A 12,409-nucleotide genomic window follows, 5' to 3' on the forward strand; every position below is an offset into this window, starting at 1 on the left:
CAGAGCGCCTCGGCAAGCCTGTTGCCCGGCCAGCATCCCTGCGCTGTCATCACAGCCCATCAAGAGTAAAGAAGAAGTACAGTCATGGACAAGGTGTTTATTCGCGGACTCGAAGTTTTGACCACCATAGGTGTATATGAGTGGGAGAAGGGCATTCGCCAAAAGCTCCGTTTTGACCTCGAGATGGGGTTCGACAACCGCCCCGCGGCAGCAACCGACGACATTAATCTGGCACTGGATTATGCCGACCTCTCCAACAAGATTTGCGAACATGTCAGCGGCAAGGTGGTCGAGCTGGTCGAGACCATGGCCGAGCAGGTCGCCATGCTGGTTCTGACCGACGCGCGGGTGCAGTGGGTCAAGGTGACCCTCACCAAGCCGGGCGCCGTGCCCAATGCCGCCGGGGTCGGCGTCGAGATCCTGCGCCATCGCACGCCGGCCGCGAGCAGCAACTGATGACCACCATCTATATCAGCCTGGGCTCCAACATCGAGCGGGAGCGCCATATCCGTGCCGGGCTCGATGCCCTGCACGCCGAATTTGGTGAGCTGCGGGTCTCCCGGGTATTCGAGAGTGAGGCGGTCGGCTTCAACGGCCGCCCCTTCTACAACCTGGTGGCGGCTGCCGAGACCGATCTGCCGCTGACCACCGTCTGCCAGCGACTGCGGGCCATGGAGTTCGCCCACGGCCGTGAGCCGGATGCCAAGAAGTTCGCCCCGCGCACCCTGGATCTCGACCTACTGCTCTATGGCGATCTGGTCTGCGACACCCCGCTGGTGCTGCCGCGCGGTGAAGTGCTCACCAACGCCTTCGTGCTCTGGCCACTGGCCGAGCTGGCCCCCAAACTGCGCCACCCCGTCGATGGCCGCACCATGGGCGAGCTGTGGCAAGCCTATGACAAGGCCTCCCAGCAGCTGTGCCCCATTCCCTTTCACTGGGAAGCGTGCGAATTGCAGCATCACTGATCCGCAAGGGCGCCTCACGGCGCCCTTGTTGTTTGCACAGACAGGGTTGCTTATCACGGATAAGAAAGTGTCATTGGGCCTGACCCTGCGAGGCTGGCAGGATAGCGCCCACTACAGGAGAACCCCATGCCACTCGATACCATTCACCATTTCAACTGCCAACTGCTGGCAGAACTGCCCCACCAGCGCTATGAGCATGAACCCATCCTCGACTACGCCACCGATGAAAAGGTCAAGGCCCGCCTCGGCTGGCAGGCGGAGTTCAGCAAGACCCTGTTTCTCAAGTTCAAGGATGGCCGCTTCGCCCTGCTGCTGACCCACAGGGACGGACGGCTCGACAACAAGGCGGTCAAGGCCGCACTCGGTGCCAAGCCCTCCATCTGCACCGCCGAAGAGATGCAGGCGGAGATCGGCTGCCTGCCGGGGGCGGTTTGCCCCTTCCTGCCCCGTGCCGATATTCCGCTACTGGTGGATCCGCAACTGCTCAACCACACCGCCTTCACCTGGACTCCGGGCCACCCGGAGCAGACCTTTCTGCTGGCGACCGAGCATCTGGCCGAAGTGCTGGCGCAGCTCCCCTGCCAAGTCAGCTATCTGCCCGCCCCGATGGCGTAGCCCCATCGCGCGCCAGCTGGGCGAAGATCAGCGCCGCCAGCATGGAGAGCAGGCCGACACAGAGGTAGGTAAGATGGAACCCGGCCAGCCACTGGCCGTTGGCCGCTGAGGTACCCGCCGAGAAGAGCCCGAGCAGGCTGGCGGCAATCGCCACACCCAAACTCATGGAGAGCTGCATCACCACCGAGAGCAGACCGTTGCCACTGCTGGCCAGGGTCGGGCTGAGATCTTGCAGCGTGAGAGTGTTCATGGCGGAGAACTGCAGCGAGTTGATGGCGCCGAAGATCGCCAGCCAGCCCAGCAAGACCCCGTAAGGGAGCTGGTTGTCGATAAAGTAGAAGCTGGCGATCATCGCCCCCAGCAACAGGGTGTTGCCGATCAGAATGCGGCGATAGCCCACCTTCGGAATAAGCTTGTTCACCAGCGTCTTGGTCAGCATGGCGCCAATAACCGTAGGGATCATGGTCATCCCCGCCTTGCTCGGCGAGAAACCGAGCCCCAGTTGCAGAAACAGCGGAGTGAGGAAGGGCATGGCGCCGCTGCCGAGGCGGGCAAACAGGTTGCCCCAGATGCCGATGGCAAAGGTGGCGGTCTTGAACAGGTTCAGGCTAAAGAGCGGCTGCGGTGCATTAGCGGCATAGAGCCAGTAGCTCGCCATCGCCGCCAAGCCGAAGATCAGTGCAAACAGCGCCCAACCGGTGGAGATGCTGTGCTCCCCCAGCCCCTGCAAGCCGACCGACACCAGCACCATGCCGACGCTGAACATCACAAAGCCCTGCCAGTCGAACCGGGCGGTCTGCTGCCGCAGCTCCGGCATAAAGTGCCAGCTGGCGATAAAGCCGAGCAGCCCCACCGGCAGGTTGATGAGAAACACCCAGTGCCAGCTCGCCACTTCCACCAGCCAGCCACCGAGCGCCGGCCCCATCAACGGGCCGAGCAGCCCCGGGATGGTGACAAACGACATCACCCGCAGCAGCTCGTGCTTGTCATAGACCCGCAGCACCGCCAACCGTCCCACCGGCATCAGCAGCGCACCGCCAATCCCCTGAAGCACACGGGCGGCCACCAGCATGGAGAGGGAATTGGAGGCGGCGCAGGCGAGCGAGCCGAGGGTAAAGAGCGAGATGGCAGCCAGATAGATGCGGCGGGTGCCGAACCTGTCAGCCAGCCAGCCGGAAGCCGGGATCAGCAACGCCACCGTCAACATGTAGGCAATGATCACCGACTGCATCTGCAGCGGGCTCTCTCCCAAGGTCTCGGCCATGCTGGGCAGGGCGGTGTTGAGAATGGTGCCATCCAGCGCCTGCATAAAGAAACCGACCGCCGCCAGCAGGGGCAGCCACTTGCGCTGGGCATCTGTCACTGTGTGGCTCATTGCCACCTCCATTATTTTTGCGGGGGAGCGGCGGCGGTCAGGAAGAGATCGACACAACTCAGGGTCCAGGCATCCTGCTCGGCAGCGCTCTGGGTCAACGGCAGACCCAGCTCACGGAGCATTCGCTCCTTGCCCTGCCACATCAGCAACAGCTGCATGGCGGCCTGTTCACTGTCTTGATGGCAAAGCAGGCCTTGCTGCTTCTGCTGCTCCAGCCAGTTGGACAGCATCTCGGTCACATAGAGCGGGCCCGCTTCGAAAAAAAGGGTGGCCAGCTGGGCATCGTTGCAGCTGATGCAGGTGCGAAAGATATTGATGGCATCATCGCTCAGGATCAACTTGCGAAAGCTGCGACCAAAGGCAATCAGGCTCTCCCGCACATTGTTGCCACGCAGCAACACCTCCGGCATCAGCTCGCTGCTGACGCACTTGCTGCCCACCGCTTCGGCAAACAGCGACTCCTTGTTGGCAAAATGGCTGTAGACCGTCTGCTTGGAGACGCCCGCTTCACTGGCCACCATGTCCATGCTGACCAGATGCAGACCGTGCTGACAGAAGAGCCGCCCGGCAGCATCGAGGATCGCAGCCCGCTTCTGCTGACTACGGGGTGAAATGTTCATTTTTCCTCCACAATCAAACTGGACAGTCTAGTTTCGAAAAACTAGACTCACCGGTGTGATTTGATGTTATGTCAACCAGAGGATGATGTCATGACACTTTGCTTAATCCTGCTGGCGCTGTTACTGAGTGGCTGCAGCCCGGTCACTGAGTCAGAAGAAACACCCGCCCTGACCCGGGTGATCGCCCAGCCGCTGCAAGCCAGCGATCACTACCCGGTGCTGCACCGCTTCAATGGCCGGGTGATCGCCCCCGAGCACAGCCAGATAGGCTTCGAGCTGGCAGGGCGGATCGCCACTCTGCACAAGGGACGCGGAGAGCCGGTCGAGGCCGGCGAACTGCTCGCCACACTGGACACCCGGCTGCTGGCAGTGGAAGCCAAAGAGCTGGCCGCCCGGGCCGCCCAGAACGAGGCCGAGCTGACCCTTGCCCGGCAGACGCTCGATCGACTCACCGCCCTGCGCCAGCAGCAGTTCAGCTCCCGTCAGGCGCTGGATGAACAGCAAGGCAAAGTCCGCATGCTGGAGGCAAGCGCCAACCAGCTGGCCGCCGCCCTCGAAGCCAACCGGGTCAAACAGGAGAAATCACAGCTGCGCGCCCCCTTCAACGGGATTGTGGTCAGCCGCGAGCAGGCATTGGGGGCCGTGGTGGCCGCAGGCCAGCCTCTCTTCTCCCTGACCCGCAGCGGCCAGTGGGAGGCCGATATCGGCGTGCCGGTGAAACAGGCCGAGACCCTGATCGTCGGCCAACGCTACCCCCTGCAAAGCGGTGTGCAATCACTGGAGGGGCGCCTGCTTAATCTGGGGGTACAAGTGGACGGGCAGACCCACACCCGCACCGCCCGCTTCCAGCTGACCCGGGGCGGCGAACAACTGGCAGAGGGGCAACTGATCACCCTGTTGCATCAGACCCGCGAGCCCACCCGTGCTTACGAGGTGCCGCTCACCGCGCTGACCCAGGGATTGCGCGGCAGCTGGACCCTCTATCTGCTCAACGACGAAACGCCACCCCGAGTAGTCAGTCGGGACGTCACCCTGCTGCAGCAAGATGGCGAACGAGCCTGGATCAGTGGTGCCCTGAACGGACAAGAACAGCTGGTGACCGATGGCCTGCATAAACTGGTGCCGGGCCAGCAGGTCACCCTGACCACCAGCGTGGATCATCAGGTGGCGCATCCGGAGCCACAGTCATGATCCGCCCGTTTATCGAGAATGGCCGCCTGCTGCTGTTGACGGTCGCACTGCTGCTGACGGCCGCCCTTGCGGCATTGCAGACCCTGCCCAGAACCGAAGATCCCCAGCTCACCAGCCGTTTTGCCAGCGTGGTTACCCACTTCCCCGGGGCCAGCGCCGAACGGGTGGAAGCGCTGGTGAGCGAGCCCATCGAGAACCGGCTGCGGGCCCAGAGCGAGATCAAGCTGATCGAGTCGAGCTCTCGCCCCGGTCTCTCCATCATCAATCTGGAGCTCAAGGATGAGGTCAGCGATGTCGAGCCTGTCTGGTCCAGAGTTCGTGACCGGCTGGCAGATCTGGCCGCCGGACTGCCAGCAGGCGCCAGTGCCCCCAAGCTGGATGACGAGAAGGGCTACCCCTTCACCCGGCTGGTCAATGTGGTCTGGCGCGGGCCGGGCCAGCCGCAGCTGGATCGCCTCGCCCGCTACAGCGCCGAGCTGGAACGCCGGGCTCGCCAGCTGCCGGGCACCGAATACGTCGAGCGGGTCGGGACACCACAGGAGGAGATCGAGGTGCGGTTCGATCCCCTCGCCCTCAGTGCCAGCGGCATGAGTGGCGAACAGCTTGCCCAGGCGCTGAGCGGTGCCGATGCCAAAGTAACCGCCGGAGAGTTGCAGGGCAGCCACAATCGCTTTCAGGTGGAGATCCGCGGCGCCCTCGATACCCTGGAGCGGATCCGCCAGATCCCGCTGCGTACCGGCGAGCAGGGCCAGACCCTGCGCCTTGGCGATCTGGCCGAGGTAAGACGTACCCTGCACCAGCCGGAGAGTCAGCTGGCCTTTGCCAATGGTGAACGGGCCGTGGTGGTCGGCCTGCGGATGGCACAGGATCACCGCATCGACCTCTGGTCGGCACGGGTCGATACAATGCTGGCCAAGCTGCAACAGGACTTGCCGGATAATATCGGCCTCGTCACCAGCTTCGATCAGCAGCGTTATACCGATCAGCGGCTCGATACCCTGCTGCTCAACATTGTGCAGGGCTTCCTCATCATAGTGGCAGTGCTGCTGGTGACCTTGGGAGTCAAGGCCGCCATTATCGTGGCCCTGTCGCTGCCGCTTACCGTGGCGTTCTCTTTCGCCTGCATGAACCTGATCAATCTGCCCATTCACCAGATGTCGGTCACCGGTCTGGTGGTGGCGCTCGGGATCATGGTGGACAACGCCATCGTCATGGCGGATCGGGTGCAGTATCAGCGCCGCCACGGCATGGCCATGAGTGCCGCCGCACTGGAAGCCATCGGCCACCTCTGGCTGCCACTGCTGGGCTCCACCCTCACCACCATGCTCGCCTTTATGCCGATCATTCTGATGCCGGGCCCGGCGGGCGAGTTTGTCGGCGGCATCGCCTGGGCGGTGATCTGTTCGCTGCTGGGATCCTACCTCATCGCCCACACCCTAGTGGCTGGCCTCGCAGCCCGCTGGATTGGCAGTGACCAGGGGGGGCGCTGGTATCAGGATGGCTTGCACCTGCCCCGGGTGAGCGCCCGTTTCCAGCAGAGCATCGCCATGGCGCTGGCTCACCCCTGGCGTACCCTGCTGCTGGTCAGTCTGCTGCCCCTGCTCGGTTTCTGGGTGGCGGGCCGCCTCACCGAACAGTTCTTTCCCCCTGCCGACCGGGACATGATCCACATCGAGGCCGGCCTCTCCCCACAGGCGAGCCTGGCGCGCACCCGCGAGCTGGCTCTGGGGATCTCCGCCGAGCTGGCCAGTCTCCCCGAGCTGATTCGTCAGGATTGGGTGGTGGGCGACAACGCCCCCAGCTTCTACTACAACCTGGTGCCCAGAAAACAGGGGCGGGCCGATTACGCCCAGGGGATGATCACTCTGCAGGATGCCGATGCTGCCGAGCGGCTCATTCCACAACTGCAGCAGCGGCTCGATGCAACATTTCCCGAAGCGCAGATCCTGGTGCGCAAGCTGGAACAGGGGCCACCTTTCAATGCCCCGGTCGAGCTGCGGCTGTTTGGCCCCGACCTTGAACAACTACACCGTCTGGGAGAGGAGCTGCGCAGTCTGCTCGCCAATACCCCGGCCGTGGTGCAGACCCGCGCCACCTTGCAGGCAGGGGCACCCAAACTCTGGTTGCAGGTCGATGAGGAGGCAGCCCGACTGGCAGGCATGAGCCTGACCGATGTTGCCTCCCGGCTGGCGGGCGCACTGGATGGCAGGTTGGGCGGCACTGTGCTGGAAGGCACCGAGTCAATCCCGGTTCGGGTGCGGCTGGCCGAGCCCTTGCGTCAGGATCCGGATGCGCTGCTCAATGTGCCGCTGTCGCTCACCGGCACCGGCCAGCAAGGGGCAGCCAATCTCACCTTGCGGGCGCTGGCCACTCCCGAGCTGCTGCCAAGCTGGGGGGAGATCAGCCGCCGGGATGGTGAGCGGGTCAATGTGCTGGAGGCCTATCTGGCGGTCGGCGTACTGCCGCAAACCGTGCTGGAGCAGGTCAAAGAGAGGCTGGCCGCCAAGGCGCTGGCATTGCCGCCGGGCTATCGACTGGAGTTTGGCGGGGAAGCCGCCAAGCGGGATGAATCGGTGGGCAATCTGATGGCGCACGTCAGCCTGGTCGCCGTGCTGCTGGTGGCCGTGCTGGTGCTCAGCTTCAACTCGTTCCGGCTGGCAGGCATCGTCACCCTGGTGGCGATCCAGTCGGCTGGGCTCGGGCTGCTGTGGGTCTGGCTACTGGGGTACCCCTTCGGGTTTACGGTGATCATCGCCCTGCTGGGACTGATGGGGCTGGCCATCAACGCCGCCATCGTCATTCTGGCCGAGCTGAGGGCAGACCCGCTGGCACAACAGGGCAATCTGCCGCAGATCCGCGATCTGGTGGCCGGTTGCAGCCGCCACATCGTCTCGACCACCATCACCACGGTGGGCGGCTTCATCCCGCTATTGCTGGGGGGCGGCGGCTTCTGGCCCCCCTTTGCCATCGCCATCGCCGGTGGCACAGCGCTGGCGACCCTGCTCTCGTTCTACTTCGTGCCGGTGGCGTTTGTGCTGTTCAACCGTCGCCGTCCTGACCTGATGCAGGAGAGCTGCAACGCGCAAGATCAGTTGTCGGGCTGACCCAGCATGGCTTTGAGCCGCTCTTCCAGAGTGGGCTCGGGGGCCTTGAGGGTCGCCATAAAGAGCTGCTCGATACCGGCCTTGTCCTGACTTTTCACGATAAACACCAGTCGGGACTGGGCCTTGCCCTCCGGCCAGTCGCCCAGCGCCTGCAGCGGATAGAGCTGGCCGTGGACGCCGTGGATCACCACCGGCTGGCTCTCCCCTTCCAGCTGCAAAATCCCCTTGAGGCGCAGCAGGGCATCGCCATATTGGGCCTGCACCGCATCGATGGCGGCCAGCAAGCGAGAGGGTTTGAGCGGCTCGCCGATACGCAGGGAGAAACTCTCGATGTTGCCGTGCTCGAAGTGGGTGGGCGCAGCTGTGCCCACCTTGGCGGCGAACGGTTGCATCTTCGGCTGCATCGGTGACGCCAGCCCCTGCTTGGGAGATTCGGTGCGCAGCCAGGCCAGCAGCTGGCGCACATCGCGCCCTGCCGCTTCGTTGTAGACGCCGAGCTTCTCCAGCACTGCTGGCGACAGTTCACCATTGGTCACCTGCTGGATCGGGGCCGCCGGATTGAGTGCCGCCAACTGGGCTTCGACCCGTGCCAGCTGCTCGTCATCCACCAGATCGCCTTTGCTCACCACCAGCAGATCCGCCAGCGCCACCTGTTTCACCGCTTCATATTGAGCCGCCAGCTGTTGCTCGATATGGCCGGCATCCACGACGGTGACAGTGCCATCGAAGCGGTAGCGCTGGGCAATAAAGCCCTCTTCCCTCAACGTGAACAGCACGGGGGCCGGATCGGCGAGGCCAGTGGTCTCGATAATCAGCCGCTTGAACGGTTTGATCTTGCGCTGGATGGCCTTCATAAAGAGCCCCTGCAACGCCTCCACCAAAGAGCCCTGCACCGAACAACAGATGCAGCCGGAGTCGAGCAGCATCACCTGCTCATCCACCTGTTGCACCAGATGGTGATCCAGCCCCACCGAGCCGAACTCGTTGATCAGCACGGCGCACTCACCAAGCTCCGGCTGCTTGACCCAGTGATTGAGCAAGGTGGTCTTGCCGCTACCGAGAAAGCCGGTCAGCAGGGTCACTGGGATACGGGTATCTTGCATATCGGTCATGTCAGATCCTTACCGGTTGGCAAACAGGTCGCTGAGCCAGCGGTTTTCAAAGCGGCCATAGGGGTCGAGCTCGGCTTTCAACGCCACGAAGTCGTTCCAGCGCGGCAGCAGGGCCGGGAAGTCGTAGAGATCCATCGCCAGATGTTTGCCGAAGTGGGGAATGCCGCCGAGCGGCACCAGCAGTTGTTGCAGCTCGCGCATCTGCTCCATGGAGCCGTTGACGAAGGTGCCGTCCGCCGCCAGATAGACCAGAAAACCGATCCAGCAGACCGGCTGGCCATAAGCGGCGCTGAGCCAGGCCTCAGAGGGGCCGGTACAGCGCAGGATAAAGGGGTAGTGCAGCACGCCCGGGTTGGCCTGCTGCCAGGCCTGCAGGGTCTCCAGTGCCTCGTTCATCCGATGAAGCGGCACCGCCACCTCACAGTTGATCTGAGGTGCCGGGATCCCCTTGCAGAGGATCTGGTAGACGTTGCCCACCAGATCGGAGGCATCCTTGAAGCGGCGCACCGTCTCGAAGTGCTCACCGGCCAGCGCCTCATCCTTGGTATCTTTCGCCATCTTCTGCAAGGTGGCATCAATGGTGGCGTTCATGCGGGCGTCGATATCGCCATCCAGCAGCAGCGGCTCGCTGCCGCCAGCGCGGTAGCGGGCCACCTCGTCATCGGAGGCGGGATCCACCAGCCAGATGTGGCTCTCGCCGGTCCAGGCAAACCACCAGCTCTTCACAAAGCCGTGCTCGCGGTTGAGCCGTTCGTTGTGCTCCAGCAGGAAGGGGTAGTCGGTGGTGAACTTGGTGCAGCGCATGATGCGATTTGGCACGGTGCGCAGGGTGACGTCGAGCAGGATGCCGAGCATCCCCATCCCCATCACGAAGGCGCCGAAGCGCGGATCGGTGCGATCCACCCGGATGATGTCGCCATTGGCCAGCATCACCGTCATCGCCTCCACCACATCGCAGAGGGCAGACTGGTGCAGCCCCTGACCGTGGGTACCTGTGCTGAGGGCGCCGCCCAGGGTCTGGATGCCGATAACGCCCGGGGATGCGGGCAGCATCCGCTCCATGGCGATCAGCTCGGCATAAACGGTATCGAGCGGCGTCCCCGCCTGATAGGTCACGGTATCGGCGGTTTTCGCCAACTGGCCGCGCAGGTGGTGCAAGTCCACCAGCAGTGCCTGACTGCCCTCGGTATAGACGCTGTGAATGGGCTCAAAAGAGAGGCCGGAGCCGATAAGACGCAGCTTGCGCTCGGGGTGTTCCCGCAGCAGCGCCTGCAGCTCGTCGCGGTTTTTCGGGCGCCACACCTGATCCAGCGCCCCGAGGGGATTGGTTCTCGACCAGTTGAACAGCACCTCCCGATTACCGATCGCCTTGATGCTGTGAAATGCCTGGAACTGAACCGTCATACCGCGCCTCATCTTTTACTGACGTCAAAATGAGCGCCGATTCTACCGAAAAGTGAGCCACAAGGCATGGAAAACAAGCCCCTGCACTAGAGGGGGGATAGGGGGAGAGCACTCCCCTACCCTGCCAGACGGGAGCGTGGCCGCCCGTCTGTCACCGATAGATCAGGTGGCGTTCGGGATGCCTCGCACCCCATCTGGCTGGCGGGTTTGTGCTTCTTCCGGCAGCAGCTCCTCGCAGAACTGGCGCAGCGGCATGGGGCGGGCAAACAGGTATCCCTGTAGATAGTCGACCCCTTTGGCCCTGAGGTAGTCAGCCTGACGCTCGCTCTCCACCCCTTCCGCCACCAGCGCCAGACCGAGCCGGGTCGCCAGATCGATCACATTGTCCACGATATGCTCCGAGAGCGACTCGGTACCGATGCGGGCGATGAAGGATTTGTCGATCTTGAGGTAATCCACATGAAACTGCTGCAGGTAAGCCAGGCTGGAGTGGCCGGTACCAAAGTCGTCGATGGCGAGTTTGACCCCCATCTCGTCCAGCTGGCGGAACAGGGAGAGGGTCTGGGGATCTGACATCAGCAGCTCCCGCTCGGTCAGCTCCAGCACCAGTACCACCTTGCCGGGGAGGAAGTGACCGAGAAAGGCGCGGCACTCGGCCAACAGGGCAAAATCGTGGCAATGGGCGGCGCTGATGTTGAAGCTGATATGAAACCCATCGGGCAACTGCTCCTGAGAGCGGTTCAACCGTGTCGCCACCTGCTTCATGATATGGGTGGTCATGGGGACGATCAGTCCCGACTCCTCTGCTTGCGGAATAAAGAGATCGGGCCGGATCACTCCTTCATTGACATGTTCCCAGCGCATCAGCACCTCGGCGCCCATCATCTTGCCGTCGTGGCTGGCAATCAGCGGCTGCAGATAGGGAACAAACTCCCTGGCCCGCAGGGCTCGTCGCAACTCATCTGTTGGCGAGCCGGGCCGCCCCAGCACCCACCACACCAGCCAGGCCAGCAAAAGCGAGGAAACCGCCAGCCACGACAGCGCCACATGCCGCGCGGCCCACAGCGACTTCCAGTAGACCGGCATGGCATAACCGGCATGGATGGTGAAAGGATAATGGGATGAGGTGAGGGCCTGGCTGATCCCGCGATGGAGGGTGGGCGCCTCGCTCAGATAGCGGCCCGACTCATTGAGCCAGGCAGACCCCACCTGCAGATAGAGCGCACTGGATTTTCCGCTCATGGAGAGCATGAAGCTGAGCTGGGTACTGTCGATGGCGCTCAAGGCGGCATCCTTGCCCTGCTCGGTGCGCACTACCAGCAGCGGGTGATTTTGCCGCACCCGGTTGCCACTCATCAGCAGCAGCTTGCGGCCGGTGTAAATGGAGCCGTCATCGGCATCATTGGCCTCACCAAACAGCGAGGTGCAATTGATGATGCCGTTTCGCACCAGATTGACCGAACGCAGGAAGGGCTCGATGGCGACCTTCTTGCGCAGCACCAGCAGGTTGTCGCGACAGGGAGCATTCACCAGAGGCAGCACGGAGCGGTTGGCCTGCTCCGCATGATCCAGCATCGACTCCATCAGGGTTCTGGCCTTGTGGGCCGAGGCGCTGGATTCCGCTTTCAGCTCCTGCACATAATTGCTGTGGATGAGCCAAGCTCCCACCAGCAGCGGCAGGGTAAAGACCAGCAAGGCACCGCCGAAGCGTAACCCGGTTCGGGAGAGATCGATCCTGAACAGAAACATAAAGAACCACGCCGCAATTCGTCAGGCCTGCCAACGCAAGCACCCAGTGAACAGATATCCACTTTCCCTCGATAACGATGCCTCATCATTACCGCACATAACCGAACAACATAACCCAAAGCGTTTATAAAACGAACCACCAAACAGGTGGTTGGATCTCTCTAGCAAGGATCGTGCAAACAATCTTCAAAAAAGACGGTGAATAACACACAAATAAATAATGCCGCGTAAATAAGCGGCATTATTGGCTTCTTATCGCGCAAATCGCGCAAGA

Annotated in this window: 10 protein-coding genes; 5 read left to right on the forward strand and 5 right to left on the reverse strand. The window is 62.7% G+C overall.

Going from position 1 to position 12,409, the window contains the following annotated elements; translation table 11 throughout:
- The first annotated feature begins 84 nt into the window (after positions 1-84).
- The 3 genes from folB (at position 85) to G5380_RS14225 (ending at position 1,580) form a co-directional block, all read left to right on the forward strand.
- Positions 85-456 carry a dihydroneopterin aldolase gene (folB, locus tag G5380_RS14215; protein ID WP_270905374.1) on the forward strand — a complete coding sequence of 124 codons (372 nt, stop codon included), beginning with the start codon at positions 85-87 and terminating at the stop codon, positions 454-456.
- Positions 456-965, forward strand: coding sequence for a 2-amino-4-hydroxy-6-hydroxymethyldihydropteridine diphosphokinase (gene folK, locus G5380_RS14220; protein ID WP_107684303.1), 510 nt, complete (start codon positions 456-458; stop codon positions 963-965). Before folB ends, folK begins: the two co-directional genes overlap by 1 nt.
- A gap of 126 nt (positions 966-1,091) precedes the next feature.
- A complete protein-coding gene (locus tag G5380_RS14225) occupies positions 1,092-1,580 on the forward strand; it encodes a YbaK/EbsC family protein (RefSeq protein WP_158113362.1) in 489 nt (162 codons plus the stop codon).
- Here the strand turns inward: G5380_RS14225 and mdtD are convergent.
- Both mdtD and G5380_RS14235 read right to left on the reverse strand, forming a co-directional pair.
- Positions 1,552-2,955, reverse strand: a complete 1,404-nt coding sequence (gene mdtD / locus G5380_RS14230; protein ID WP_158113361.1) for a multidrug transporter subunit MdtD — start codon at positions 2,953-2,955, stop codon at positions 1,552-1,554. The genes G5380_RS14225 and mdtD overlap by 29 nt on opposite strands.
- An 11-nt stretch (positions 2,956-2,966) precedes the next feature.
- Complete coding sequence (locus tag G5380_RS14235) at positions 2,967-3,575, reverse strand: TetR/AcrR family transcriptional regulator (RefSeq protein ID WP_158113360.1); 609 nt, start codon at positions 3,573-3,575, stop codon at positions 2,967-2,969.
- Positions 3,576-3,665: 90 nt separating this feature from the next.
- On the opposite strand from G5380_RS14235, the gene G5380_RS14240 reads away from it, so the two are divergent.
- Entirely contained in the window at positions 3,666-4,766 is a 1,101-nt protein-coding gene (locus G5380_RS14240; RefSeq protein ID WP_421209437.1) for an efflux RND transporter periplasmic adaptor subunit, read from the forward strand.
- Positions 4,763-7,870: an efflux RND transporter permease subunit gene (locus G5380_RS14245; protein WP_421352844.1), complete on the forward strand. Its 3,108-nt coding sequence runs from the start codon at positions 4,763-4,765 to the stop codon at positions 7,868-7,870. The genes G5380_RS14240 and G5380_RS14245 overlap by 4 nt, the downstream gene beginning before the upstream one ends.
- On the opposite strand, the gene G5380_RS14250 is transcribed toward G5380_RS14245, so the two are convergent.
- The 3 genes from G5380_RS14250 to G5380_RS14260 all read right to left on the reverse strand — a co-directional run bounded on the left by G5380_RS14250 (position 7,855) and on the right by G5380_RS14260 (position 12,135).
- Complete coding sequence (locus G5380_RS14250) at positions 7,855-8,982, reverse strand: CobW family GTP-binding protein (protein ID WP_258721559.1); 1,128 nt, start codon at positions 8,980-8,982, stop codon at positions 7,855-7,857. The genes G5380_RS14245 and G5380_RS14250 overlap by 16 nt on opposite strands.
- 9 nt (positions 8,983-8,991) lie before the next feature.
- Positions 8,992-10,386: a D-arabinono-1,4-lactone oxidase gene (locus G5380_RS14255; protein ID WP_421209441.1), complete on the reverse strand. Its 1,395-nt coding sequence runs from the start codon at positions 10,384-10,386 to the stop codon at positions 8,992-8,994.
- Positions 10,387-10,548: 162 nt separating this feature from the next.
- Positions 10,549-12,135, reverse strand: a complete 1,587-nt coding sequence (locus tag G5380_RS14260; RefSeq protein ID WP_005355079.1) for an EAL domain-containing protein — start codon at positions 12,133-12,135, stop codon at positions 10,549-10,551.
- Between the last annotated feature and the right edge of the window lie 274 nt (positions 12,136-12,409).

The organism is Aeromonas sp. 604443, assembly GCF_049170315.1.
Lineage (GTDB): Bacteria > Pseudomonadota > Gammaproteobacteria > Enterobacterales > Aeromonadaceae > Aeromonas > Aeromonas veronii_A.

What these genes read in the sequence shown, in the direction of transcription:
- G5380_RS14225 (WP_158113362.1), top strand. Translation starts at nt 1,092, where the DNA reads ATGCCACTCGATACCATTCACCATTTCAACTGCCAACTGCTGGCAGAA.
- G5380_RS14255 (WP_421209441.1), bottom strand. Translation starts at nt 10,386, where the DNA reads ATGACGGTTCAGTTCCAGGCATTTCACAGCATCAAGGCGATCGGTAAT.
- G5380_RS14235 (WP_158113360.1), bottom strand. Translation starts at nt 3,575, where the DNA reads ATGAACATTTCACCCCGTAGTCAGCAGAAGCGGGCTGCGATCCTCGAT.
- mdtD (WP_158113361.1), bottom strand. Translation starts at nt 2,955, where the DNA reads ATGAGCCACACAGTGACAGATGCCCAGCGCAAGTGGCTGCCCCTGCTG.
- G5380_RS14260 (WP_005355079.1), bottom strand. Translation starts at nt 12,135, where the DNA reads ATGTTTCTGTTCAGGATCGATCTCTCCCGAACCGGGTTACGCTTCGGC.
- folK (WP_107684303.1), top strand. Translation starts at nt 456, where the DNA reads ATGACCACCATCTATATCAGCCTGGGCTCCAACATCGAGCGGGAGCGC.
- G5380_RS14250 (WP_258721559.1), bottom strand. Translation starts at nt 8,982, where the DNA reads ATGACCGATATGCAAGATACCCGTATCCCAGTGACCCTGCTGACCGGC.
- G5380_RS14245 (WP_421352844.1), top strand. Translation starts at nt 4,763, where the DNA reads ATGATCCGCCCGTTTATCGAGAATGGCCGCCTGCTGCTGTTGACGGTC.
- folB (WP_270905374.1), top strand. Translation starts at nt 85, where the DNA reads ATGGACAAGGTGTTTATTCGCGGACTCGAAGTTTTGACCACCATAGGT.
- G5380_RS14240 (WP_421209437.1), top strand. Translation starts at nt 3,666, where the DNA reads ATGACACTTTGCTTAATCCTGCTGGCGCTGTTACTGAGTGGCTGCAGC.